Source organism: Pseudomonas sp. No.117, from assembly GCF_054558395.1.
Window position 1 is genome coordinate 291,180 of the sequence record NZ_BAAJNP010000008.1, and the last position, 24,615, is coordinate 315,794.

Genomic DNA, 24,615 nt, shown 5'->3' on the forward strand with positions numbered 1-24,615 from the left:
CAGCTAGGAAAGAGCGCGGGCGCCAGGCTGCGCAACGCGCCCGCGGTGGGCATCAGAGCAGGGGCAGGGTGTAGCTGAGGATCAGCCGGTTCTGGTCGATCTCGGTGTCGTTGTGACTGCGATAGGTGCCGTTGCGCCAGCGCACCTTGAAGTTCTTCAGGGCGCCGGTCTGGAAGCTGTATTCCAGCTCGGTATCGCGCTCCCACTCCTGGCCGGCGACGCCACCAGGCCCGTCGAAATGGTCACCCCTGAGGTAGCGCGTCATGAAGGCGAGCCCCGGGATACCCCAGGCGGCGAAGTCGTAGTCGTAGCGCACCTGCCAGGAGCGCTCGCCGGGGTTGGCGAAATCCGGCGACAGCATCACGTAGTTGACCAGGTACGAATCGGTTCCGTTGAGGTGGGGAAAGCCGGTCTCGCCGTCCATCCGCTGGTAGGCGGCGCCAAAGGCGTGATGACCGAGGTTGTAGGTTAGTTTGATGCCGTAGGCATCGTTGTCGACATTGGTGCTGCCGGCCTTGCGCGAGCGCGCGTAGCGCAGATCCGTTTCCAGCGACTGGTCCTTGCCGACCGGCAGGACGTGCAGGACGTTGAACATATGCTGTTCGTAGTTCTGGTCGAGGCGGCCATAGTCGTAGAGCGTGGTGAGTGCCTTGCTCCAGCGATAGCTCACGCCAGCGAAGTCGAATCTATCGCTGGTCCGGCCGCCGGTGATCCCGCTGCCGGTGACGGTCATGTCTTCGTTCGCGCTGTCGTTGCGGACCCGGTTCTGGGTGAGGCGCCCGGCGTTGAAGGTCAGTCCCTCGAATTCCTTGGACAGCAGGTGGGCGCCTTGGAAGGTTTGCGGCAGCAGGCGCGAATTGCTGCTGCGGACCGTCTGCATCCTGGGTAGCAGGGTGCCCACCTCGAGCGTGGTCTGGGATACCCGGACCTTTCCGGTCAGGCCGAGCTTGCTGTATTCGTCGGGCGCGCGGTCATCGCCGACCGGGAGCAGGCCGGTGTTCTGGCGGTCTGGACCCGAGTCCAGTTTCAAGCCCAGCATGCCGAGGGCATCGACCCCGAAGCCGATCGGCCCGTCGGTGAAGCCCGACTCGTAGTCGAGTATGAAGCCCTGGGCCCATTCCTCACGCTTGGATTGCCGCGCGCCGGATTCGCGGTAGTCGCCGTTGAAGTAGAAGTTGCGTAGTTCCAGTTCGGCCTTGCTGTCGGCGAACAGTTCGGCGAAGGCATCCACGGGACAGAAGGAGGCGAGGGTGGCGGTACCAACCCCGGCAGCGAGCGGTGACAGGCGCATGGTGAATTCCTTGACGCGTAATTGTTATTGGGCGCGTTCGTGTTGAGCCGGCACGGGCTCACGCAAGGAACCTTAAAGGCTTTGCCGGAAGATTAAAAATATATGAAATGTCGCTATCCGATACTTTATGAGTATCCGAAGCTTCGACGTGGCAGTGGAATTCTGCCTGCGGTTATTGAGTCATCCATATAGTCAGATAGAGGCTTGCGTATTCTGCCAGCAATGACATCCTCCGGCCTGCTCGCTCAGGCTGGCGGCAGGCCGGGCGCTGGGGCCAATGGTTTTCCAAAGAAAGCGCCGATGCTCAGGCAGCCGTCACGGCCGCAAGCTGGGCGAGGTCGTCCTCGCCCAGCACCCGCTCCATGTCGAGCAGGATGACGAAGCCCTCATTCTGCTTGGCCATGCCGCTGATGAAGTCGGTACGGATCGAGGTGCCGAAGCGGGGCGCCGGTTCGACGCCATCGGCGGCGATTTCCAGGACTTCGCACACGGCGTCCACCACCACACCGAAGACCTGGGCGCTACCCTCGACCGGTAGCTCCAGTACCACGATGCAGCTGCGCCGTGCCGTCTGGGTCGCCTGGTTGCGAAAGCGTACGCCAAGGTCCATCACCGGCACGGCGGCACCGCGCAGGTTGATGACGCCGCGGACGGCGGGCGGCATCAAAGGCACCGTCGTGACGGCGCCGTACTCGATGATCTCTCGCACGCAGCCGGTGTTCACCCCATAGCGATCACCACCGAGCTGGAAGGTGAGGAACTGGCGGGAGAGCATCACGCCTGCTCCTCGAACCGGGCAAAGCCCGCCGGTATGGCGCCCTGGGATCCGCCATGCGCGGGAAGGACCAGCGAGGAGGCCCGCTTGGCCAGACCGGGGCCTGCACGACCCGGAGCGGAACGCGTCAGCTGTGGCGCGGTGGGTGTTCCACTCAGGGTGAAGTACTCCATCAGCTGCTGTAGCTGTTCGGCCTGGCTGCTCATTTCTTCCGCGGTCGCGGCGAGCTCCTCGGACGAAGAGGCGTTCTGCTGGGTGACCTGGCTGAGTTGCAGCATGGCACTGTTGATCTGCTCGACCCCCGCACTCTGTTCTTCGGAAGCGGCGGTAATCTCCTGCACCAGATCGGAGGTCTTGTTGATCGAGGGCACCATCTCATCGAGCAGGGACCCGGCGCGCTCGGCGAGGGCGACGCTACCCTGGGCTACGGTACTGATCTCCTGAGCGGCTACCTGGCTGCGTTCGGCCAGCTTGCGCACCTCGGCAGCCACCACGGCGAAGCCCTTGCCGTGTTCGCCGGCACGGGCGGCCTCGATGGCAGCGTTGAGCGCCAGCAAATTGGTCTGGTAGGCGATGTCGTCGATGATGCCGATCTTGTCGGCGATGGTCTTCATGGCGATCAGGGTCTCGCTGACCGCCTGGCCCCCTTCATTGGCCTCACGGGCGGCCTTGCCGGCCATGCCGTCGGTAACCTTGGCGTTCTCGGTATTCTGGGCGATGGACGCCGACATCTGTTCGATACTGGCGCTGGTTTCCTCCACCGAGGCGGCCTGCTCGGTGCTCGCCTGGCTGATGCTCTGCGCGGTGGCCGAGATCTCCTCCGAGGCGCTGGCCAGACCATCGGAAGCGCTACGGACATCGCTGATGATCTGCGACAGGCGCTGATTCATGCCGTCCATGGCGCGCAGCAGCGCGGCCGTTTCGTCCCGCCCTTCGGCTTCGATACGCTGGGTGAGATCGCCCGCGGCCAGCCGATCGGCGATCTCGACGGCGGCGCGCAACGGGCGGGTGATGCTACGACTCATCAGGAAGCCAAGCAGGATGCCGAAGGCCACGCCCACGGCGATGATGCCAATCAACATCACGCGGCTCCGCTCATAAAGCTGGTCGGTCAGATCGTTGGCGTCGCTAGCATTCTGCTCCTTGCGCTGCGACAGCTCGTTCATCAGCGTTCCGACCTGGTCACCGTAGTGACGGACACTGGCGAGTTGGCTATCCAACGCGGGATCGGCGTCTCTGAGTGCCCGGTCGTGGGCTATGGCCATGGCCTGGTTCAGCTGGGTGCTATAGCTGTTGAGCAGGTCGTCGATTTGTCGGAAGTTGTTCGCCGAGGCTTCACTGTTGAACAACGGGCGAGCCTTGGCCAGGTTGTCTTTCATGTTGGCCAGCCCCTGCTTGACCTCCGCCTGGGCACGACCGCGGTCCTCTTCGGTGGTTGCCAGCAGGTAGTTGCTGCGGGCGCGACCGATGAAGATCAGGTTCAGGTTGGCTTCCTTGATGTAGGACAGCCCGAGCAATTCGCGTTGATAGAGCTGGGTTGCCAAATCGTTTATCTGGCTGCTGTTGTTCAGTCCTACCATCCCGACGACCAGGCTGATAGCGGCGACAGCGATGAAGGACACGATAAGGCGCGTACCAATCCTGAAATTCTTGAACATGTGAAGCTCCTGCTGAAGAGCGGTAGGTGACAAACACCCACCAAGACCGACGACGGAATAGTGACGTCAATGCTCAGTCTTTCGGATTGGACTCTGCTTAGTTGATAGTGGCCTTACGCCATAAGGATGAATGGCAGATGGTTATCGAAGTTGCTTTGCGTTATTTCAATAAATGTTTTTGCGATGATAGGAAGGGTGCAGGCACTTGGGATGCGCCGGCAATGCCCAGGGCTGCCCCTAGGTCGCAGTGGGCTGGAGTTGGAGTGGCTTATTTGCCGTTTTGGCAAAATAAGCACAGCGCTATTGGCTTAGGCGGTATTCGAGGTGGAATTCGCTGGCTCATTTTTCTCGCTAATTACTGAGAATGCCCCAAGTTGTCCCTTATTCATGGTATTGATGCAGTGGTATGGGAGTTACTTATGCCTGCCGTTGCGTCCAGGAGAAGTAGGAAGACCTTGCTGCTCGGCATGAGCGTCGCGATGCCAGAGCGCCTTGGCGTGGTCATGGCAGACTTCACAGAAGTTCGTGCTCTTGGCTGCAGTTATAACTTGCCAAGCTCTCGCTATCAGGGTGAGTAAGATGTTCCGCTTGATGGTTGAAATGGCGTTAAATGTCGCAGTGTGGGTAAGGCCGAGTTTTTGAAGCAGCACCCGTCACTCTCGCTGTAATTTGGTGAGCCAGCGGCACGCGGTATCAGCCGGCAGAGCGCCTTCCGTTTTCCAAGCCGTGTTGCTTCAGCAGATCGAACAGCCGCTGCGCCGCGGGGCTGAGTAGTTGGCCGTGACGGGTCACCAGGCCAAGCGTGCGCGTGATGGCGGGCTCCGCCAGGGGAACGGCCGCCAGGTAGGTATCGAGCGCACCGACCGGAATAGCCAGGCGCGGCACCGTGGCCACGCCCAGGCCGGCTGCGACCAGGTCGATGACCGTTCGCACGTGCCGAGCTTCCAGCACCGGTCTGGGCAGATCGGGAATCCTGGCCAACGCCAGGTCCAGCAGCATGCGATTACCGCTGGCCTTGTTGACCGCGATGTAGCGATGGCCGCCCAGTTCAGCCCAGCGCACCGAGGCACGCGAAGCGAGCGGGTGACGGGTGGGGCAGACCAGTACGAAGTCGTCTTCATGCAGGGGCTCGAAGACCAGATTCCCTTCCTGCGCACCCAGGTAGTTGATCCCGAAGTCCGCCTCGCCTCGGGTGACCCGGGTCAGCACGTCGCTGGCACCTTCGTCCAGCAGGCGCACCAGAATGCCCGGGTAACGGCGCTGGTACTCCTCGAGTACCTGGGGCATGAGCTGATTGATCACGGTGGGTACGCAGGCGATGGTGACCTCTCCCGTCAATCGATTCGCGGCGTCGGTCACCTCCAGCAGGGACTCGTCGAAGTCGTTCAGCACCTGGCGTGCCCGCCCCAGAAAGGCACGACCGGGCGCACTGAGTTCTATGCGCCTGGTCGTCCGATTGAGGAGGCGGACGCCCAGGCTCGTCTCCAGCTTGATGATGCGCCGCGACAGCGCGGGCTGAGACAGATGCAACTCCCGAGCGGCTGCGGCGAAGCTGCCAAGATCTGCCACCGCGACGAAGGCACGCAGATCACCCATTTCCACATTCATGTTCTTCATGCATGGGCCCATCGGATAAATGCAGTTAAGTTGGGATGCATTGTGCTCCATGCTGACCCTGCGCGCCTTTCTCCTGCCAAGAACGCTAATTGGAGCCTCGCATGATTCCCCTGAACCGCCGCAGTTTGCTCAAGATCAGTGCCGTTGCTTCGGCCGCGGCCGCCGCGCCGCGTTTTGCCGTGGCTGCCGATTCTGCCACCAAGGAAGTACCGGGTGGGGTGGCCCCCGCCGACGGAAAAGACACCACGCGCTTATTGGCCGCCTACCTGGTCAGGGCGCGGTATGCGGACCTGCCGCCGAGCGTGCGCAAGGAAGGTGTCCGCACCTTGCTCAACTGGGTGGGTGTCGCCGTCGGCGGCTCTCGGCACGAAACGGTCGAGCGTGCCTTGCGCGCCCTGAAACCCTTCGCGGGTCCCGAGCAGGCGAGTCTGTTGGGGCGATCCGAGCGACTCGATATCATGAATGCCGCCTTTCTGAACGGGGTGGCCAGCCATATTTTCGACTACGACGACACCCACCTGAAAACCATCATCCATCCTGCAGGACCCGTGGTATCGGCGATCCTGGCGCTCGCGGAGTATCGGCCGGTAACGGGGCAGGACTTTCTCAACGCCCTGGTGCTGGGGGTGGAAACCGAATGCCGCATCGGCAATGCCGTGTACCCCAACCATTACGATGTGGGTTGGCATATCACGGGCACGGCGGGCGTGTTCGGCGCAGCCGCCGCGACCGGCAAGTTGCTCGGGCTGAATGAGCAGCAGATGGTCTGGGCGCTGGGCCTGGCTGCGTCGCAGCCGGTCGGCCTACGGGAATCCTTCGGCTCCATGAACAAAAGCTTCAATCCCGGCAGGGCGGCCAGCAACGGGCTCTTTGCCGCGCTGCTGGCCGCCCAGGATTTCACCAGTTCGGACGGCATGATCGAGGCGAAACGCGGGTGGGCCCATACCATCAGCACCAAGCAGGACTTCGCCGAGATCACCGAGGGGCTGGGTACCCGCTATGAAGCGGCGCTGAACACCTATAAGCCGTTCGCCTGCGGGATCGTCATCCATCCGGCGCTCGATGCGGCGATCCAGCTGCGCAACGAGTACCAGCTGAAGCCGGACCAGATTGCCGAAGTACGGCTGCGGGTTCATCCGCTCGTGCTGGAGCTCACCGGCAAGAAGACGCCAAAGACGGGTCTGGAAGGCAAGTTCAGTATCTACCACTCCGTCGCCATCGCCTTGCTCCAGGGTGCTGCGGGTGAGCGTCAGTACAGCGATCAGGCGGTCCGGGATCCTGCGGTGGTTGCCCTGAGAGCCAAGGTGGTGGCCACCGTCGATCCGGCGATCAAGCCCCAGCAGGTGGACATGACGATCGTGCTCACTGACGGCCGTGAGCTACACAAGTACATCCAGCACGCGATTGGCAGCGTGGAAGTACCCATGACCGATGCGCAGCTCGAGGCGAAGTTCAGCGACCTGGCCGAGGGCATCCTGTCCGCCCAGCAGACGCGGGCGCTCATCGACACCTGCTGGAAGGTCGAACAGTTGCCGGACGCCAGCGTGATCGCGCAGGCGGCCCGGCATAGTCCGGCGTAGTACCTCTCGTGGCACCTGAGCAGGGATCTCGCGCTGCTCAGGTGCGACGAAAGTCCTTCCTTGACCCACTGCCAGACCCTTACCAGGAGAGCCTAATCATGCTCTATGAGCTCACCACGCTTTCCGGCCCGCTACTGAAGCGGGCGACCATCTCCGCCAACGCCCTGACCTGGATGACGGGCGCGCAGGCCGGGCGCATCCTTGGCCATTGGCATTCCGAAATCGGTGAGCTGGGTGCAGTGCTGATCCTGCGCCGCTTCGCCTCCCATGAGGAGCTGGCGGCGGAGCGCCAGCGCCATCACCAAAGCACCGATCCCTTCATGGGTGCCGGCCTCGTGCGGTCCGTGCAGCAGGAAAGTTACCAGGCCTTCGATTTCCTGCCGGACATCGAGCCGCGCGCCTATGGCGGTCTCTACGAGTTTCGTACCTACTGGCTGAAACCGGGAGGGCTACCGCCCACGCTCGCCGCCTGGCGGGCGGCACTGGCGCCGGCGCAGGAATACACCGAGCACCTGGTGATCAACATGGTCGCGCTCGATGGCCCTCCGCGTATCCTGCACCTCTGGGGATTCGAATCCATCCAGCAGCGCTTCGACCTGCGGGCGAAGCACTATGCGGCAGGCCTATGGCCACCCAAGGGAGCTCCCGAGCAGATCGACCGGGCGAACTCCATGATCGCCCTGGCGGATAAGCATTCGCCCCTGTGTTAGCCGAGCGCCGCTGCGTGACCGGTCTCAGCGCAGGGTAGCGTCGACGAGGTTGCGGAGCAGGGGCCTCCGGGGCCGCTTTTCCAGTGGGATTTCCGCCTGGTCGAACCAGCTGGCGTCGGCTTCGGGATGGGGTCCGCTGAGGGCGACCACTCCCTGACCGAAGGCGTAGCGTGCGGCGGCGATATCGCCATTGGCGTAGGTCGCAAGCGTCGCGAAGCCGCGCGCGTGGCTGGGTGGTAGATAGGGCCCGTCCTGGTAGAAGACGTTATCCTCGCGGCCCGCCCAGCGCACGGCGACCGCGGCGTCGTCGATGGTGGTGATGGGAAAACCGGGGCGCCCCACCTCGGAGTCCAGCTCTTCGGGAATCAACGCCAGGTTGTTGGCATCGGCCAGGTAGGCGCCCATGCAGAGTCCCAGGTAGCGACCGCCCGCGGCGACATAGCCACGCAGCGCGGCGACCCGTGTCTCCCCGAGGCTCTCCAGCGCGGCGGGGATATCCTGGCCGCCGCCTGGCTGCACATAGAGGGCATAGCGACGCAGGGTGGCGGGGGTGATGTCGACGCTCTCCTGCGGGCCGATGAAGTCCACCCGGTAGCGAGGGTCCAGGTGTTCAAGCGCCGTACGCACGGTCTCGGAGCAGTCATCACAACCGGCCGGCCCGCGATAGACGGCCACCGCCACGCTAGGCAGCGATTCGGCACTGGCGAGACGCACCGAGCCGAGCAGGCCAAGCGCGGCGAACAGGGCATACCCTAATCGAGTTGAGCGTTTCATAGGCAAGACTCTTCGGTAATCGGCCAGTCCATTCCAAGCTGGGCGCCGTCAATGAAGCTGCCGCTGTCTGGCATACGGCAGGGGCTGAGACAGGCAAGCTTTCCAGCCAGGTGCGCACGGCTTCGGGCTGCCGAGATAAGCCGGTACTAGGCATGGACCACGGAGACGATTGAACGCAGCGGGTGCAGCGCCTCGTCGCTGGCATCGGCATCGGTGACCAGGGTGCCTATGTCGGACAGCGGAATGATTCCGTAGGGAGAGGCGGCGCCGATTTTCTCCCGGGTAGCCAAGACGACAGTGTCTGCAGCTCGGCGGCTGATCATCCGTTTTATCGCAGCTTCTTCGGCGTTTCCGGTGGTCGCACCCGTATCAAGGTGTAGGCCGGTTACGCCCATGAAGTAGCTATCGACGCTTATTCTCGAAATGGTCTCTGCACAGGTCGCTCCCAGGGTGACGATGGAATGCTTGAACAGTCGACCACCGATGAGTTCGACCTCTATCAGTGGATGCCGCACCAGCTCCATCACGATGCTGGGGCTGTGGGTGACGATCGTGGCTTCGAGATCCTGTGGCAGGTGTCGAGCGAGCTGGACGTTGGTCGTTCCGCCATCGAGAAAGACGATTTGTCCAGACTGGATCAGCCGAGCTCCCACACGGCCGAGCGTCACCTTGCTGGTCGCGAAAGCTTCCTCGCGCGCGGCGTAATCCGCTACCGCCGCAGAGGCGGGCAACGCCCCGCCATGCACGCGCTGCAGTAAACCTTCGGCGGCTAACTCTCGGAGGTCGCGGCGAATGGTGTCCTCGGACACGCCGAGGCGCTGGCTGAACGTCTTGGCGACGAGCCGTCCCTCCTGGCGCAGCACCTGCTGAATGAGCGCCTTGCGTTCACGGGTGAGCATGCCGATCCTCTTTGCACGAAATTACTTGACGTTGCACGAAATCGCACGAATTCTAGCGTGAGCCAACCGGCTGGTAAACAGCTCCCTTCATTAACAAGGATTGATCATGAGCCTAGCTCCACGCATCCGCGTAGAAGACGTCACGCTACTGTCCGATGACTGGTTCGTTTTGAAGAAGACCACGTTTTCCTTCTTGCGCAGTGACGGCACGTGGCAGCGGCAGTCCCGGGAGACCTATGATCGCGGTAACGGCGCCACCATCCTCCTCTACGATTCTGAACGACGCACGGTGGTCCTTACCCGCCAACTACGCTATCCAGCCTTCGTGAATGGTCATGACGATCTGCTCATCGAGGCGCCTGCAGGACTACTGGATGCGGCGGCGCCCGAGGTGCGCATTCGCGCCGAAGTCGAGGAGGAAACCGGCTTTCGGGTGCGCGAGGTGCGACAGATATTCGAAGCCTTCATGAGTCCTGGTTCGGTAACGGAGCGGCTGCATTTCTTCGTTGGCGAGTACACACCCGGAGATCGAAAGTCCGCTGGTGGTGGCAACGTCGCGGAAGGAGAGGACATCGCCGTGCTCGAGGTCAGGCTCGAGGAAGCGCTCGATATGATCGACGCCGGGATGATTCGCGACGGCAAGACGATCATGCTGCTGCAGTATGCGGCGTTGAAGTTGTTGCCTCGCGCTGCCGCAGCCTGATAGCCGAGCGCCAGTCACTCTTATTGAACCGCGACCGTATTGGGCATGCCGCCTTGCCGGAAAGGCTGTCTTGGTCCAGCTGGTCTTAACCAGGTCAGGTGGTAACACCTGCCTTGGAAACACTCAGACCGGCGCGGTGCCCGGGCGCAGGTAGGGCAGCACATGGGCGACGTAATCGGCCTTGCCCAACTCGATGCCCTCGGCACGCAGGATGGCGTAGGCGGTCATTACGTGGAAATAGAATTGCGCCAGCGCCCAGTCGCGCACGTACTGCTCCACCGAGAAATCGAACACCATGCCCTGCGGTAATTCATGGGCAAGGTGGGCCGACTCGGCCAGCGGCGACCCGGCGGCCGTCACGGTTCGTACCACTTCGAGCGTTTCGCTGATCCTGGCCTGAGCCTGGGCGATGGTGCCGGGCTGCTCGGCAGCGTGGCGGCCCTCGTTGAGCAGCGTGGTCAAGGCAGGGGGAAAGGTCTGGCCATACAGGCGGAACACCCCTTCCTGGGCCTGGACACAGGCAAAGCGGATCTGGGTGGCGAGAGGAAACATATCGGGCGCCAGTCTTGCCACCAGCAGCGCCTCGGCCGCGCCTTCGGGGCGCTGGCTCTCGGCCTTGGCGAGCCAGGCCGATAGGGCTCCCAGCAGGTTCGTGTAGGTAGGGACGAGGATATCCGTGAGGGTCATGGTAGGTCCTGCATGGGGTCGAAGGAGTGTGCGCTGTGCTCGGCCGCTGGAGCTGGCGATTGTCGGGTGGGCTAGCCCCCGTGGCGCTCTAGTAGAGTGTGCTGGCGATGCGTTGCGGCAAGGCCTGGTCGTAAGCCTCGCCATCCACCTGCGTCGGACAGAGCTGCTTGAAGATCGCGCCGGGGGAGGGTAGCGCACTGCGCGCCAGGTGCTTGGAGGCATCCCAGAGCCCGGCCCTGATCACCGCGCGGCTGCACTGGAAATAGACGCTGGTGACGGTGACTTCCAGCACCGTGCGCGGGCGCTGGCCATTGACCTCGAAGCGCGCCAACAGCGCCGGATCGACGGTTATCCGGGCGGTGCCATTGACGCGCAGGGTCTCGCCAATGCCGGGAATCAGGAACAACAGGGCTACCTGGGGATCCTCGAGGACGTTGCGTAGGGTATCCAGGCGATTGTTACCACGGCGGTCCGGCAGATAGAGCGTCTTGGCGTCGTGGACCTGGACGAATCCCGGCGCATCGCCACGCGGAGAGGCATCCAGTCCCCGGGATCCTGAAGACGCCAGGATCACGAAGGACGCTGCCTCGATGAACGGCTGGTAGGCGGGGTGGAGGTGATCGACCTCCTTCAGCAGCGACGGTGGGGCGACCTGGCCATAGAGGCTTTCCAATGCCTGGGTCGTGGTGATGTAGTCCTGCTTTGAATGGTCCTGCGCCATGCGCGGCTCCTGGCTTGACGTGTCTGCGCGCCTCTCCTGCATACCAATGCTCGTCGTACTCGACGGGTAAGGAGGCATGCTGAACTGTAGCCGATAGGGGAGAAGCTGGTCAGGATTCAGAACACGCTTCTGTATCCGTCGAAGTGCCAACCCCATCTGCGCGCCGCGCGGATAGTCCGTCAGAGAAGCAATGCGCCGGCGACGTGATACTTATAGCGCTTTGTAGCTGTCCTAGAAGACCCGGTAGGCGAAAGCGCCTCAGCTGGGAATTACCCAAGATCCTTCGTTTGTTAATCAAGAGAAGAAACCTCGATGACCACTCCGCTACGCCTGTACGAATTGACCGGTGCCGATGACAGCTGCCGCTTCAGCCCCTATTGCTGGCGCGTTCGGCTGGCGCTCGCCCACAAGGGGCTGCCGGTCGAAACCGTCGCCTGGCGTTTCCACGAGAAGGAAGCCATCGCCCGTTCCGGACAGGGCAAGGTGCCGGTGCTGGTGGCGGGCGAGCAGTGGGTGAGCGACAGCTGGGTCATTGCCGAGTATCTGGATCGCCAATACCCCGAGCGGCCCTCGTTGCTGGGCGATGCGTCGCTAACGGCAATGACGCGCTTTATCAATCAGTGGGTCGTGGACAGCGTCCATCCGGCGCTGGCGCGGTTGATCCTGCCCGAGGTCCATGCCGTGCTGGATGACGTCGACAAGGACTATTTCAAGCGGACCCGAGAGGCGGCGTTCGGCGTATCCCTGGCTGACCTGGCGGCGCAGCGCGACACCTCGCTGCAGGCACTTCGCGAAGTCCTGAAGCCGCTGCGCAGCACCCTAGCAGTGCAGGACTACCTCGCCGGTGAAGCCCCGGCCTATGCCGATCACATCGTCTTCGGCGCCTTTCAATGGGCTCGGGTGGTCAGCACGCAACCGCTGGTGGATAAGGAAGATCCCATCGCGGTCTGGTGCGAGCGGATGCTCAATGCCTACGGCGGAGTGGCGCGCCAGGCACCAGCGGCGGCTGAGCGGTAGTCTCAGTGCGCCAGCCCATCCGGGCAGGTTGAGCAGAGCCCTCGACTGATGGGGCGCCCAGGGGGCAACTACCGACGATCGGCTCCCCATTGATCCCGCCGTCGTTCTTCGGTCAGCAGGACAAGCCTCTGGGACGCAGTCTGTGGCGAGGCCCGAGCAGCCGCGCTTTCGCCGGTCGGCCATGCTCAGTAAATCAGGCTGATCTTCCCCAACGCGACCGCCGCGACGAACATGACCAGGCAGGTACCCACGCTCCAACCGAGGGTGGCCCGCTGGTTGTCACCGTAGTCGATGTTGAGGAGCCCACATAGCAGGTAGGTCGAGGCCACCAGGGGACTGAGCAGGTGCACCGGCTGGCCGACGAGCGATGCTATCGCCATTTCTTGATGAGTCAGGCCATAGTGATTGGCTGTTTCCGCCAGGATGGGCAGGATCCCGAAGTAGAAGGCGTCGTTGGTCAGCACATAGGTGAAGGGCATGCTGATGAAGGCGGTGAACGTCGACATGTAGCGACCTGCCGCTTCGGGTATCACCGCGACCAAACTGTCGGAAATGGCCTGGATCATGCCGGTACCCGACATGATGCCAACGAAGATCCCCGCGGCGAAGATCAGCAGTGTCACAGCCATGACATTGGCCGCATGGGTACTGATGACCTCTTTTTGAGCCTTCATGCTGGGAAAATTGACCACCAGTCCCAGGGCGAAGGCGACCATGAACAGGATCGGCAGGGGCATCAGGTTGAGCATCATCAGGATGATCAGCGCGATGGTCAGCACGGCATTGAACAGGAAACGCCAATCGCCCAGGCGCTGCTCGGTAAAGCCTTCCAGACCTTCACCGTCCTTGAGCGTGACGATACCTAGCCGACGGCGCTCGGCTCGGCCCAGCGAAAAGGCGGCAAACCATACCCAAGCAAGCCCGGCCACCATGATGGGGAGCATCTCGATGAAGAGGTCCGTGATGTCGACGTGCATGGCGCTTGCCGCCCGGGAGAAGGGGCCGGCCCACGGCAAGATGTTCATCACGCCGATGGTGAGCAGCAGAACCGTCGCCATCACCTGCAGGCTGATACCGGTGCGACGATACAGCGGGAGCAAGGCGGCGGTGGTGATGATGTAGGTGGTGGCGCCGTCGCCATCGAGACCGACGCAGGTACCCAGCACCGCCGTACCGAGCACGATGCGTTGGGGATCGCCCTTGACGATCTTCAGGATCAGCTTGATGAGCGGATTGAACAATCCCGCCTCGGTCATCATGCAGAAATACAGGATGGCGAAGGTGAGCATGATGCCGGTGGGCGCCAGCATCTTCACACCGTTGAGCATCATGGGGCCAAGGCCGCTTGCGAAACCACCGAGGCAGGCGAAGGCGATGGGTACCAGGATGAGCGCGACCAGTGGCGAGAGGCGCTTGCTCATGATCAGGTACATGAAGCAAGCAATCATCGTGTAGCTGAGAATGGTCAGCATGTATCCCTCTTCTTGTCGATTCTTATAGGCGGGGTGACACGCAGCGATCTGCGTGCGGTCGGAACGGTGGGAGAGGGTGCGTAATCCCTTAGCGCGGAAGATCGGAGAACAGGGCCTTGCCCGGTTGCTCTGTCGCAGCCCTGAGTAGGCTGCCGGTCGATGAGTCCGTGATGTAGAGGTCCCGGTTGTCAGGCCCACCAAAGGCCAGATTCGTCAGGGTGCGACCTTCGGTACAGCTCAGGTACCGGTACTGCGGTACGCCGAAGCGATCGAAGCTCCAGACGCAGCCATGGCCGGCATCGCAGGCGTAGACGCCGCCCGCGGCATCCAGTGCCAGACCATCCGCACCGCTGACACCACCAGCCATGGCGGCGAAGATGCCTACCTTCGAGGTCGGGCCGTCCGGCGGCAGCGGCAGGCGCCAGATGGCATTGCCACGGGTCATGGCCACCAACAGAGCTTTTTCCTCCAGATCCAGTACTAGGCCGTTGGGGCTGGGCCCGTTATCCAGCAGGCAATCCAGACGTCCGCTGCTGGGGTCGTGGCGAAACACCCGGCCAGTCTGATCGTGCATGCCGGTCTGCCCTTGATCGGTGAAGTAGAGGCGGCCCTCGGCATCGAAGCAGAGGTCATTGACACCCTTGAAGCTTTCGCTACGCCGGTGGGTGAGGAAGGATTCGATTCGCCCGCTCACCGGATCGATGATCAGGATTCCCTTACGGTAATCCGCCACGAACAGGCGGCCATCGCGGTGGACCTTCAGCCCATTCGGCCAACCGTCGTACTCGACGATCAGCGTCCACTCACCCTGGGGCGAGATCCGGAAGATCCGCCCATAGGGAATGTCGGTCACATAGAGGTTGCCGTCGCGATCGAACGAAGGCCCCTCCAGAAAGCTCTTCACCCGCTGACCCGGCTTATTGGCCCGGACCCAGTCGGAATCACCCTCACGCCAGAATTCTTCGGGCAGCCGAGTGAAGAGGTGGGTTGGGCGTTCCTGAGGTGGGGCGAACAGACTCATGGCGATTCTCCACGTCGGCGGTGCGTGAGGCCTAGCCAGCGGCCAGGGCAAGGCCTCGATCAGGCCGATACGCTCTTTTGTTATCGTTGTTCTATCCAGCAGAATGATATTTTCTCTGGCAGAACAATCTTGCCGCAATCCTTTCGACTGTCAAGCCCTCCCAAATTGGGCGAAAAGGCTGGTCCAGTTCCGCGACCAATGCGGATTGACAGATCGAACTTCAGCGGCGAATACTAAAAACAGAACATAATTCTGCCTGACAGAACGGTTACGCTGATCCTGGTACGCCCTGTTGGCGTGAGCGTTCCAAAGGGCTCTCCATCCGCAGAGAGAATCACCATGAGCAATCAGCCAGACATCGATGTCCTCGTAAGCGAGGTAGGGCCGCGTGACGGCCTGCAGAGCGTGAAGGCGACCATGCCGACCGCGCTCAAATGTGCCTGGATAAGCGCCCTGGCCGCCTCCGGCCTGCGCGAGATCGAAGTAGGCTCTTTCGTCTCTCCGAAGCTCCTGCCGCAGATGGCGGATTGCGCCGAAGTCGTGGCCCATGCCCTGACGCTGCCGGGGCTGCATGTCACGGCGTTGGTGCCGAATCTCAAAGGCGCGCAAGCCGCCTTCGAAGCCGGCGTCCACAAGGTCACGCTGCCGATTTCCGTGAGTGAGCCGCACTCGCTGTCGAACATCCGCAAGACTCATGCTCAGGTAGCCGAGGAGGTGCGTGCCGTGGTCGCGTTACGCAACGAGCGTTATCCGGCCATCGACATCGAAGCCGGCCTGTCCACCGCCTTCGGCTGCACCCTCCAGGGCGTGGTGACCGACGACGAATGCCTGCGCATGGCCCAGCGGATGGCCGAGCTCGGCGTCGATGAGGTCGGCCTGTCGGATACCGTGGGCTACGCGACACCGGTTCAGGTGCGTCGGCTATTCACGCGGCTCAAGGCGGAGATCGGTCAACGGGCTGGCAGCGCGCATTTTCACAACACCCGCGGTCAGGGGCTGGCCAATGTCGTGGCCGCCTTGGAGGCGGGCGTGACCACCTTCGATGGTTCCCAGGGTGGCCTCGGCGGCTGCCCCTACGCGCCGGGCGCCTCGGGCAACATCGTGACCGAAGACCTGGTGTACCTGCTCGAAGCGATGGGGCTACGCACGGGCGTGGACCTAGAACGCCTGGTAGTGGCCCGGGAATGGCTCCAGCAGGGCCTGCCTGGTGAAACTCTCTACGGTTTCATCCCCGATGCCGGAGTCGGCAAGAACTTCACCTATGCACGGGAGGCGGTATGAACGTCACGGCGGAAGACAAGCTGCCACTAGCCGGCATCCGCGTCATCGAGTTCGTCCATATGGTAATGGGCCCCACCTGTGGTCTGGTGCTGGCGGACCTCGGGGCCGAGGTCATCAAGGTCGAGCCTGTGCCCGAGGGCGATAACACCCGGCGATTGATGGGATCGGGCGCGGGCTACTGGATGACCTACAACCGCAACAAGAAGAGCTTCGCGGTCGATATGAAATCGCCGGAAGGGCTCGCAGCGGTAAAGAGGCTCATCGCCACGGCTGACGTCGTGACCGAGAACTTCCGTGCCGGCGCCATGGACAAGCTGGGACTCGGCTACGAGCAGATAAAGGCGATCAAGCCGGACATCATCTACAGCTCCATGAAGGGTTTCCTACCCGGTCCCTATGAGAATCGTACGGCACTCGACGAGGTGGTGCAGATGATGACCGGCCTGGCCTATATGACCGGCCCAGTCGGGCGGCCACTACGCGCCGGTGCCTCCGTCAACGATGTAATGGGGGGGATGTTCAGTGCCATCTCCATCCTGGCCGCGTTGCTGCAGCGAGGCTCCACGGGTCGAGGCCAATTCGTCCAGACCGGGCTTTTCGAGAACTCGGCGTTCCTGGTCGCGCAGCACATGATGCAACACGCGGTAACCGGCCGGGCTGCGGCGCCGATGCCCAATCGGATCTCTGCCTGGGCGGTCTACGACGTCTTCGATACCCGTGAAGCGGATGAACAGGTGTTCCTCGGGGTGGTGAGCGACAGCCAATGGCTGGCCTTCTGTACGGCCTTCGATTTCCCCGAGTGGGCGCAAGATCCGGCGTTCGCGCGTAACAATCAGCGCGTCCAGGCACGCGAGCTGTTGTTACCCGTGATCCGCGAGCGGATCGCCCGCCTGGATCAGCAGACGGTGATGGCGTTGTGCGAACAGGCCGGTCTGCCATTCTCGCCGATCCAGCGCCCACAGGATCTGGTCGAAGACCCTCATCTGCTGGCCTCCGGAGGCATGGCCGAGGTGTCGCTGCCCTCGGGCGAGGCCGTGAAGGTGCCCATGCTCCCTATCGAAATGAACGGGGAACGCTTCGGTACCCGCCTGGACGTCCCTGCGCTCGGCAGCCATTCTCGCAGCCTGCTGGAGGAGCTGGGCTATACCTCCGCCGATATCGAGGAGCTGGCCGGGAACGGCACCATCCGTAGCAGCTGAACGAGGCCGCTGGCGAGCATCGGGATCCATCGACGCTGTCTCGCCGAACTCGTCGCAGACCCACATAAAAACAACAAGGAGGCGTCGTCATGGCGAACACTACCGCTCCGGCCCAACTGGCTCCAGCTATCCCGAAAGAAACGTCTTCTGAATTGCAACAGCGGGCCCTGCGCAAGGCAGCCTGGCGGCTTGTCCCGCTGCTCGCGCTCGCCTATTTCTTCAACTATCTGGATCGCACCAGCGTCGGTTACGCCGCGCTGCAGATGACCGGCTCGCTGGGTCTGACCGCCGCACAGTTCGGCTTGGGTGCCGGGATCATGTTCGTAGGCTACTGCCTGTGCGAGGTACCCAGCAATCTGGCGATGTATCGCTTCGGCGCCCGGCTCTGGATGGCGCGGATCATGATCACCTGGGGGATAGCCGCTGCGGCCACCGCCTTCGTGATCGGCCCCTACAGCTTCTATGCAGTGCGCTTGCTGCTGGGCATCGCCGAGGCAGGCTTCTTTCCCGGGGTGATCTTCTTCCTTACCCTGTGGTTTCCCGCCCGCTATCGCACCCGGGTCCTCGCCTGGTTCACGGTGGCCACGCCCCTTTCCTTCCTCGTGGGTGGTCCGCTATCCATCTGGTTGCTGCAAATGCACGGCATCTGGGGCCTGGAGGGGTGGCAGTGGATGTTCCTCATCGAAGGCATGCCAGCCTGCATCCTGGGACTGGTGACCCTACGCGTGCTCGCCAATCGACCTGAGGAAGCCAAGTGGCTTTCCGGGGAGGAGCGTCTGGCCATCAGGGAGATGATCGCGCAGGAGCGTGTCGGTACCCAGGAGAGCCACGGCTTTCGCGATGCGCTGAAAGATCCCCGGGTCTGGATCCTCAGCCTGATCACCTTCAGCTTTACCCTGGGTACCTATGGCATCGGTATCTGGCTGCCGCAGATGCTCAAGGCCCAAGGTGTCGAATTCGGAATGATCGGCTGGATCGCCGCCATCCCGTACTTCTTCTCGACGCTGGGGCTGCTGATCTGGGCCAAGCACGTCGATCGTACCGGCAAGGGCATCCTGAACCTGGTCCTGGCACTGGTGTTGGGCGGCCTGGCGTTGATCTTCGCGTTGAACATGAGCGCCCTCGTCCCGGCGCTCATCGGCATCACCCTGGCGATGGTCGGCACCATCTCGGCCAAGACCATCTTCTATACCTTGCCCGCCAAGTTCCTCAAGGGACAGGCGGCCGCAGGCGGCATCGCCCTGATCAACTCGATCGGCGCCTTTGGCGGTTTCGTGGGGCCCTCGCTCATGGGCTACCTGAAGGAACAGACCCAGTCCTTCACCGCAGGCCTGATGGTCATGGGCTGTATTCTCTTCGCCGCTGCTCTGCTAAGTGGGTCGCTGCGCTTCTTCCTCAAGGAGCAGCGGGGTTAGAACATCGTTCTGGCTGGTGCGTCCTGTCAACGGCTACACTGGCGCGAACGCGGAGCCTGGCTTCGCGCCGATAGCCTCAGATGGACGCCATGACCTCAGCCGATCCCACACGCCTCGATTCGCCCAATACCCGTAGCAGCACCGACGGCGTCGCCGCCGTCGATCGCGCCTTTGCGATACTCCGGGCCTTCGACGCCGACCATAGCGTGCTGACCCTGGCCGAGATCGCCCGGCGCACTGGGCTGTACAAGAGCACCATCCTGCGGCTGATCAGCTCCATCGAAAAAGCGGGATTCATCCGCCGCCTGGCCGATGGCCAGTTCACCATCGGCCACGAGCCTTCCCGCCTGGCCACCATCTACCAGACGTCCTTTCGGCTGCGGGACGTTCTCTATCCCTTGTTGCAGGAGCTCTCGGACGAAACGGGAGAGACCTCGTCTTTCTACGTGGAGGAGGGTGACACCAGGGTGGTACTGTTCCGCGTCGAGCCCCGGCGTACCATCAAGGTATCCGTCCATGAGGGCGATCGCTTCCCCCTGGCGGTAGGCGCTTCCGGCAAGGTGCTCCGGGTCTTCGGCCGTATGGCAGATAGCCGTCTACCGGACGTCGCCGCTCGCTACTGGGCATCTTCGGCAGGTGAGCGCGATCCGGAAATCGCCTCCGTATCGGCTCCCGTTTTCGGTCCAGGACAGCTGCTGCAGGGCGCCTTGACCCTGTCGGGTCCAGCCGATCGTCTCGGTGAATCCCAGGTCGCCAGCGCGAGCAAGCTGCTCCTGCAGGCTGCCGCCCGTGCCACTGCTGCCCTGGGGGGCGACAGTCAGGGCCTGGAAAGCGCCGCGGCGAATAGCTGAGTCCGTATCCGCCTGCACCAGGCGCCCTAGGGTTCCGGGAGCGTTGGCAGGGCCAGCCTTCAAATCAAGGCTGGCCGTCTAGCGCCTGGGTATCCGCTCAGAGGTTCGCAGTTGCTGCCCCTACCTCAGTGGCTATACCCGGTCGGCTTGTTGCGGATGGTCTTGAGCAGATCCTCCGGGCTGATGCTGGCCAGCGCCTTGGCGGCGGCCTGGCTGCCGGGCAGCGGCAGGTCGAGGATATGGCCCTTCATCTTGCCCACCACGTGCATCTCGCAGGGCTTGCAGTCGAACTTCAGGGTCAGGACCTCGTCGCCGTGGACCAGCTGCATGGGCGCGACCTTGGTACGCACGCCGGTGACGCCCTTGGCCTGCTTGGGGCAGAGGTTGAAGGAGAAGCGCAGGCAGTGCTTGGTAATCATCACCGGCACCTCACCGGGCTCTTCGTGGGCCTCGTAGGCGGCGTCGATCAGTTGCACCCCATGGCGATGGTAGAAATCGCGGGCCTTTTGGTTGTAGACGTTGTAGAGGAACGACAGGTGCGACTCGGGGTACACCGGCGGCGGATTGGTCTCGGCCTTGCGGCGGCCGCGCGGGTGGACGGCGACGCGGGCGGCGGTCAGCCGTTCGATGGCCTCGCGACGCAGCGCCTTGAGTTGCGAATTGGGCACGAAGAAGGCCTGGGGCGCATCCAGGGCCACGTCCAGGGCATGGTACTCGGTGGTGCCGAGCTGGGTCAGGAGATCGCGGAGGCCGTCCAGCGCCTGTGCCGGCTTGTTCGCTGCGCCGAAGGGGCCGTCCAGAGTGACGGTGACGCTCACGCCTTCCTCGCTGGTGGCGGTCAGCGTCAGGCGTTCCTCACGCAACTCGGCCTGCCAGCGCACGCCGATGCGCCGCTCGGCGCTGGTCTTGAGCAGTGCCTGCTGCCAATTGTGGTCCAGGTTGCGCGAGAGCGGGTGATTCGGCCGCAGCCGGAACAGCCCCTCGGGCATTTCATTGGGCTCGACGCGATAGCGGTAGCGCTTCGCGCCGTCTTCTTCGAACTCGGCTTTGAGCTCCGCGACGTTGGCGCGAAAGCCCACCACCTCGCGTTTGACCAGCACGTTGAGCCCATCGCCATTGGACAGCGGCTCCTGGGTGACGGCAATGAAGTCGCGCTTGTTGACCTTTTCCACCTGGCCGACCGGCAGACCGGTGAAGGTCGGCGAATCGAAGGCGCCGATATCGATCTTGCGGTCGGTGACGAAGTAGTCGGTGCTGCCGCGGTGGAAGGTCTTGTCCGGATCGGGCACGAAGAAGTGCGCGGTGCGACCGCTGGAGGCGCGGGCGAGGTCGCTGCGGTCTTCGAGGATGTCGTCGAGCAACTGGCGGTAGTAGGCGGTGATGTTCTTCACGTAGCCCACGTCCTTGTAGCGTCCTTCGATCTTGAAGGAACGCACGCCCGCCTCGACCAGGGCGCGCAGGTTGGCGCTCTGGTTGTTGTCCTTCATCGACAACAGGTGTTTCTCGTAGGCGATCACGCCGCCTTTTTCGTCCTTGAGGGTGTAGGGCAGCCGACAGGCCTGGGAGCAGTCGCCGCGGTTGGCGCTGCGGCCGGTCTGGGCATGGGAGATGTTGCACTGGCCGGAGAAGGCCACGCACAGGGCGCCATGGATGAAGAACTCGATGGCCGCCTCGGTCTCGGCGGCGATGGCCGCGATTTCCTTGAGGTTCAGCTCACGGGCCAGCACCAGCTGGGAAAAGCCGGCCTGGTCGAGAAACTTGGCCCGCCCCAGGGTGCGGATGTCGGTCTGGGTACTGGCGTGCAGCTCGATCGGCGGGATGTCCAGTTCCAGTACGCCCAGGTCCTGCACGATCAGCGCATCGACACCGGCATCGTACAGCTGGTGGATCAGCTTACGCGCGGGCTCCAGCTCATCGTCATGCAGGATGGTGTTGATGGTGGTGAACACCCGCGCATGATAACGCCGGGCGAATTCCACCAACCCGGCGATCTCGCTCACCTCGTTACAGGCGTTATGCCGTGCCCCGAAGCTCGGCCCACCGATGTAGACGGCGTCGGCCCCGTGCAGGATGGCTTCGCGCGCGATACCCACGTCGCGGGCAGGGCTGAGCAATTCCAGATGATGCTTGGGCAGGGACATAGCGATTCTTCTCGATCAGGCGTGGCACGGCAAGGCGCGCATTGTAGCGGGCGCAGGGGAGGAGGGCACCCTTGCGGTGCTGGGTGGTTGAGTATCTTGGGTCGACGCAGGCGAATGCCGCCCCGGTGCGTCGACCGACGAGCGGTTGGAGGTCGCCGGTCGTCTGCCTAGCGAGGGGCGCTACTGGGGCAGATCCGCTGCGCTAGCAAGGGAAAGATCAGATCGCGAGTGAGCGGGGCCAGCTCCAGGTCGCTGGGCTCCAACACCGAGACCCAAAGGGCTTCTTCGATCTCGGCGGCGGCAGTGGCCTGGCCGGTCGCTGGTAAGGCTACCTGATAGAGCGCGCAGTCGACGGTGAAGCCAGGCTCATTGGCCGCCGGCGCTTGGTACTGGCCAAGGAAGGTGGCATCGGCGGGCGCGACGACCAGGCCAAGTTCTTCTTCCAGCTCCCGTATCAGGGCTTCGAGGGGTTGCTCGCCGCTGTCCACCTTGCCGCCGGGTTGCATGTACGCCGTGGTGCCCCGCTTGCGCACGAGCAGCATCTGCTGACGTTCGTTCAACAGAATCGCTGCGGCTATGTGAAGAGTCCGCGTCACTGTCTGCCTATCGTTTTGGACTGAGCGAGCTAACGTGCAGGGAGTACCCTCAAAAGGCAAACCTTGGCCTGATGGTCCGAGGCGTTGATCATGACTGCGGTCTTGTGCGTGAGCCGGGAGGGCGGTGTGAGGTCCAGAAGCAATGTCGGATCCGAGCGGCAGAGGAGGCCTTGCCCATGAGCCGGGAAGAGGGTCGTAGGGATAGCCTTGGCAAGGGCATCAGCCTGATCGTACTAGCGGTCTTTATCCTCTCCCTGGCCGATGCCGCGGTTAAATACTTCAGTTCACGCCTGCCGCTATGGCAGCTGTTCCTCGTGGTTTCCTGCCTCTCCGTTCCGGCGCTCGGGAGCTGGGCAGTCCGTCGTATTCGCCTCGGCCGTCTGCGTATCGCCGCCGTGCGCTGGGTGGCGCTGCGAAGCCTCCTGCTCCTACTGATGTGGGTGAGCTACTACGCCGCCTTGCCCTTCATCCCGTTATCGGTCGCTGCCGTCGCCATCTATACGACTCCTCTGTTCATTGCCCTCTTTTCGACCCGCTATGGTGGGGAATCCCTATCGGGCATCGGTTGGTGGGCGGTAGGGATAGGCTTTGCCGGGGTGGTGCTGGTGTTGCGGCCTGGCGCGGATACGTTCTCCTTTGCCGCCCTGTTGCCCGTCGTGGGCGCCGTCTTCTATGCGCTCGCCATGGTGGTGACCCGCCGCCATTGTCGGAACGAACATCCCCTGGTCCTGGCATTGGGCTTGAACGTCGCCTTTCTGATCGCTGCCTGTGTCGGCGGCGTGGCGTCGCTGCTGATCGATACCCGCCTAGCCGCCCGTGCGGGTTTCCTGCTGGCGGCCTGGCAGCCGCTCGATTGGGCAGCGCTGGCCTTCATCGCGCTGTACGCCGTCGCCTTGGTCTTCATCAACACCGCGACCGCCAAGGCTTATCAGGTCGCTCCCGCGGCGCTGGTCGGCACCTTCGACTACGCCTATCTGCCTTTCGCCTGCCTGTGGGGCTACCTGTTGTTCCAGGAGGTTCCGAACCTCTTCACCTGGGGTGGGATGCTGATGATCCTGGCCGCGGGGCTGCTGATCTTGTTTGCCCAGCATGCCTGTCGATCAGCTGGCCCCGGCTGACGGGAGACAGCGGCCAGCGGCCGAGGCTGCCACAACGCCAAAGGCCAGGTTGATTCTCCTTCGTCACCAGGGCGGGTCAGAAGCCTCCGAGCAGGTAGCGCGTTGGAAGGCCGGAGGTCCGGCGTTCAGCTCAGGTCCTGCAGACAGTCGCTAGCCGCACCCTGACCAACTCGGCCAACTGATCGAAGAGGATCTGTACCGAGCGCAACGATAGGTTGTCCGGGCGCGTCAGCAGCCAGAGGTCGGTGTCGCAGCCGTCCAGTGCCGGGCTGAGGCGCTCGACACCATCGAGGCTGCCGATCATGAAGTCGGGCAGGGCAGCCACGCCGAGGCCAGCACCCACCAGGCCCCCGACCGCGGACATGCTGCTGCAGCGATAGCGGGCGGTGAGGCTGGGATAGGCCTGGCGCAGCCAGGTGACCGAAACATGTTCCGCCAGGGAGTCGTCGGGCGCGATCCAGGGCAGTTCGGTAGCGGCCTGCCCGTAGCCTTCACGATAGCGGGCATGCCCACAGACGAAATAGGAACTGCGCCCAAGACAGCGGCCGACCAGGTGCTCGGGTGGGGCGTTCGACAGGCGGATGGCGATATCGGCATCCCGCCGGCTCAGGCTGGCAAAGGTGTTCGAGGTGGCCACTTCCAGGGCGACGGCGGGATAACGCGGCATCAGCTCGGCGAGGCCGGGCAGGAGTAGGCTGCGCAAGACCGCGTCGGTGCAGGTCAGGCGCACCGTGCCACTGATCACGTTCTCACCCTGGGTGAGGGCGATCCGGGCCGCGTCGAGGGCCTGCTCGGCACGCTCGGCCTGTTCGGCCAGCGCCTTGGCACTCTGGGTAGGGGTATAGCCACGGCGGGTCTTGTCGAACAGGGCCAGGTGCAGATTGGCCTCGAGCTTACGAATGGCCCGGAAGACCGTGGAGACGTCGACCTGCAACTGCTCGGCCGCGCGCGCCAGCGTACGGCCGCGAACCAGCGCCAGCACGAGCTTCAGGTCGGCATGACTGATCTGATATTGCATCCGTGCATTCTTCCTTTGCCAATTCGCCAATGTGGGTTGCGCTAGTGCCAATTTATACTGGTCATGCCCGT

22 protein-coding genes are annotated in these 24,615 nt (G+C 63.1%); 9 read left to right on the forward strand and 13 right to left on the reverse strand.

Translation table 11 applies throughout. From position 1 onward, the window contains the following. Positions 1-52: 52 nt before the first annotated feature. The 4 genes from ACYJP6_RS20570 to ACYJP6_RS20585 all read right to left on the reverse strand — a co-directional run bounded on the left by ACYJP6_RS20570 (position 53) and on the right by ACYJP6_RS20585 (position 5,332). Positions 53-1,291, reverse strand: a complete 1,239-nt coding sequence (locus tag ACYJP6_RS20570; RefSeq protein WP_459477365.1) for an OprD family porin — start codon at positions 1,289-1,291, stop codon at positions 53-55. A gap of 304 nt (positions 1,292-1,595) precedes the next feature. Next, entirely contained in the window at positions 1,596-2,066 is a 471-nt protein-coding gene (locus tag ACYJP6_RS20575) for a chemotaxis protein CheW (protein WP_459477519.1), read from the reverse strand. Further along, positions 2,066-3,724 (reverse strand): methyl-accepting chemotaxis protein, encoded by a 1,659-nt coding sequence (locus ACYJP6_RS20580; protein WP_459477367.1) that lies wholly within the window; start codon positions 3,722-3,724, stop codon positions 2,066-2,068. Before ACYJP6_RS20580 ends, ACYJP6_RS20575 begins: the two co-directional genes overlap by 1 nt. Before the next feature lie 693 nt (positions 3,725-4,417). Then, the gene (locus ACYJP6_RS20585) at positions 4,418-5,332 is read right to left on the reverse strand and encodes a LysR family transcriptional regulator (RefSeq protein WP_459477521.1); all 915 of its coding nucleotides are present in this window, start codon (positions 5,330-5,332) and stop codon (positions 4,418-4,420) included. A 110-nt stretch (positions 5,333-5,442) separates the two neighbouring features. On the opposite strand from ACYJP6_RS20585, the gene ACYJP6_RS20590 reads away from it, so the two are divergent. Together ACYJP6_RS20590 and ACYJP6_RS20595 are read left to right on the forward strand one after the other, a co-directional pair. Beyond that, positions 5,443-6,921: an MmgE/PrpD family protein gene (locus ACYJP6_RS20590; RefSeq protein WP_459477369.1), complete on the forward strand. Its 1,479-nt coding sequence runs from the start codon at positions 5,443-5,445 to the stop codon at positions 6,919-6,921. A gap of 98 nt (positions 6,922-7,019) precedes the next feature. After that, positions 7,020-7,631: an NIPSNAP family protein gene (locus ACYJP6_RS20595; RefSeq protein ID WP_459477371.1), complete on the forward strand. Its 612-nt coding sequence runs from the start codon at positions 7,020-7,022 to the stop codon at positions 7,629-7,631. Between the two features lie 24 nt (positions 7,632-7,655). On the opposite strand, the gene ACYJP6_RS20600 is transcribed toward ACYJP6_RS20595, so the two are convergent. Together ACYJP6_RS20600 and ACYJP6_RS20605 are read right to left on the reverse strand one after the other, a co-directional pair. Then, on the reverse strand, positions 7,656-8,405 hold the full coding sequence (locus ACYJP6_RS20600; protein ID WP_459477373.1) for a BPL-N domain-containing protein: 750 nt from the start codon (positions 8,403-8,405) through the stop codon (positions 7,656-7,658). 146 nt (positions 8,406-8,551) lie between these two features. Then, positions 8,552-9,304 carry a DeoR/GlpR family DNA-binding transcription regulator gene (locus ACYJP6_RS20605; protein ID WP_459477375.1) on the reverse strand — a complete coding sequence of 251 codons (753 nt, stop codon included), beginning with the start codon at positions 9,302-9,304 and terminating at the stop codon, positions 8,552-8,554. A 106-nt stretch (positions 9,305-9,410) separates the two neighbouring features. Here ACYJP6_RS20605 and ACYJP6_RS20610 point away from each other — a divergent pair, with 106 nt between their 5' ends. Further along, positions 9,411-10,007, forward strand: a complete 597-nt coding sequence (locus ACYJP6_RS20610; RefSeq protein WP_459477377.1) for an NUDIX domain-containing protein — start codon at positions 9,411-9,413, stop codon at positions 10,005-10,007. A gap of 123 nt (positions 10,008-10,130) precedes the next feature. On the opposite strand, the gene ACYJP6_RS20615 is transcribed toward ACYJP6_RS20610, so the two are convergent. Next, positions 10,131-10,694 carry a DUF1993 domain-containing protein gene (locus tag ACYJP6_RS20615; RefSeq protein WP_459477379.1) on the reverse strand — a complete coding sequence of 188 codons (564 nt, stop codon included), beginning with the start codon at positions 10,692-10,694 and terminating at the stop codon, positions 10,131-10,133. Positions 10,695-10,782: 88 nt separating this feature from the next. After that, positions 10,783-11,415, reverse strand: coding sequence for a pyridoxamine 5'-phosphate oxidase family protein (locus ACYJP6_RS20620; protein WP_459477381.1), 633 nt, complete (start codon positions 11,413-11,415; stop codon positions 10,783-10,785). Between the two features lie 312 nt (positions 11,416-11,727). On the opposite strand from ACYJP6_RS20620, the gene ACYJP6_RS20625 reads away from it, so the two are divergent. Further along, entirely contained in the window at positions 11,728-12,432 is a 705-nt protein-coding gene (locus ACYJP6_RS20625) for a glutathione S-transferase family protein (RefSeq protein WP_459477383.1), read from the forward strand. Positions 12,433-12,617: 185 nt separating this feature from the next. On the opposite strand, the gene ACYJP6_RS20630 is transcribed toward ACYJP6_RS20625, so the two are convergent. Continuing rightward, positions 12,618-13,904: a CitMHS family transporter gene (locus ACYJP6_RS20630; protein ID WP_459477385.1), complete on the reverse strand. Its 1,287-nt coding sequence runs from the start codon at positions 13,902-13,904 to the stop codon at positions 12,618-12,620. Between the two features lie 88 nt (positions 13,905-13,992). Then, entirely contained in the window at positions 13,993-14,925 is a 933-nt protein-coding gene (locus ACYJP6_RS20635) for an SMP-30/gluconolactonase/LRE family protein (protein ID WP_459477387.1), read from the reverse strand. A 339-nt stretch (positions 14,926-15,264) separates the two neighbouring features. On the opposite strand from ACYJP6_RS20635, the gene ACYJP6_RS20640 reads away from it, so the two are divergent. The 4 genes from ACYJP6_RS20640 (at position 15,265) to ACYJP6_RS20655 (ending at position 19,671) form a co-directional block, all read left to right on the forward strand. Further along, complete coding sequence (locus tag ACYJP6_RS20640; protein WP_459477389.1) at positions 15,265-16,206, forward strand: hydroxymethylglutaryl-CoA lyase; 942 nt, start codon at positions 15,265-15,267, stop codon at positions 16,204-16,206. Beyond that, positions 16,203-17,405, forward strand: coding sequence for a CaiB/BaiF CoA transferase family protein (locus ACYJP6_RS20645; protein ID WP_459477391.1), 1,203 nt, complete (start codon positions 16,203-16,205; stop codon positions 17,403-17,405). The genes ACYJP6_RS20640 and ACYJP6_RS20645 overlap by 4 nt, the downstream gene beginning before the upstream one ends. Positions 17,406-17,494: 89 nt before the next feature. Then, positions 17,495-18,820 carry an MFS transporter gene (locus tag ACYJP6_RS20650; protein WP_459477393.1) on the forward strand — a complete coding sequence of 442 codons (1,326 nt, stop codon included), beginning with the start codon at positions 17,495-17,497 and terminating at the stop codon, positions 18,818-18,820. Positions 18,821-18,909: 89 nt separating this feature from the next. Further along, positions 18,910-19,671 (forward strand): IclR family transcriptional regulator, encoded by a 762-nt coding sequence (locus tag ACYJP6_RS20655; RefSeq protein WP_459477395.1) that lies wholly within the window; start codon positions 18,910-18,912, stop codon positions 19,669-19,671. Between the two features lie 125 nt (positions 19,672-19,796). Here the strand turns inward: ACYJP6_RS20655 and ACYJP6_RS20660 are convergent, their stop codons facing one another. Together ACYJP6_RS20660 and ACYJP6_RS20665 are read right to left on the reverse strand one after the other, a co-directional pair. Continuing rightward, a complete protein-coding gene (locus ACYJP6_RS20660; protein WP_459477397.1) occupies positions 19,797-21,812 on the reverse strand; it encodes a peptidase U32 family protein in 2,016 nt (671 codons plus the stop codon). A gap of 167 nt (positions 21,813-21,979) precedes the next feature. Beyond that, positions 21,980-22,408, reverse strand: coding sequence for an NUDIX hydrolase (locus ACYJP6_RS20665; RefSeq protein WP_459477399.1), 429 nt, complete (start codon positions 22,406-22,408; stop codon positions 21,980-21,982). 176 nt (positions 22,409-22,584) lie between these two features. Between ACYJP6_RS20665 and ACYJP6_RS20670 the strand changes: the two genes are divergently transcribed. Continuing rightward, a complete protein-coding gene (locus ACYJP6_RS20670) occupies positions 22,585-23,526 on the forward strand; it encodes a DMT family transporter (protein ID WP_459477401.1) in 942 nt (313 codons plus the stop codon). Positions 23,527-23,656: 130 nt separating this feature from the next. Here the strand turns inward: ACYJP6_RS20670 and ACYJP6_RS20675 are convergent, their stop codons facing one another. Further along, positions 23,657-24,544 (reverse strand): LysR family transcriptional regulator, encoded by an 888-nt coding sequence (locus ACYJP6_RS20675; RefSeq protein ID WP_459477403.1) that lies wholly within the window; start codon positions 24,542-24,544, stop codon positions 23,657-23,659. Between the last annotated feature and the right edge of the window lie 71 nt (positions 24,545-24,615).